Below are 518 nucleotides of genomic sequence, written 5' to 3' on the forward strand. Positions count from 1 at the left end.
GGCGTGGCGCCCATGTCGGTGAGCATCACCAGCGCCTCGAAACTGCTCTCGCGCTCGACGTGCCGCAGATAGATGCCCGAGTGGGGACGCGATTCGACGATGCGCAGCGTCACCAGCGTCGCGAGCGCCTCGCGCACCGCGTTGCGGCCGACACCCAGCCGCTCGGCGAGGTCGCGTTCGGAAGGCAGGCGGTCGCCGGGCTGCAGGCGGCGGTCCCGCAGATAGGCCAGGATGCCCGCGATCACGCCGTTGCCGGCGCTGTCGTGCGATTCGCCGGCCGGTTCGAGCTTCGTCGTCATGGGTCCGCATCCGTGTCAGAGATCGAGCACCAGCGTCTTCGAACGCGAGCCGGAGCAGCAGATCATCATCGCGTCGTTCGCCTGCTTTTCCTCGTCGCTGAGGAAGTCGTCGCGGTGGTCGGGCTCGCCGGCGAGAACCTGCGTGCGGCAGGTCCCGCACACGCCCGCCGTGCAGGCGTAAGACACGTCGATCGAGTGGTCGAGCAGCGTGTCGAGGAT

General features: G+C 68.7%; 2 protein-coding genes. Both read right to left on the reverse strand.

Annotated features, from left to right (window positions below):
* Positions 1–299 (reverse strand): FadR/GntR family transcriptional regulator (locus AC1DTN_RS39265; protein ID WP_477925668.1); only part of this gene is annotated, 299 nt, incomplete at its 3' end.
* Positions 300–314: 15 nt separating this feature from the next.
* The coding region (locus AC1DTN_RS39270; RefSeq protein WP_477925670.1) for a 2Fe-2S iron-sulfur cluster-binding protein at positions 315–518 on the reverse strand (204 nt) is incomplete at its 5' end.

This window comes from Rhizobium sp. 01T444 (assembly GCF_056398305.1).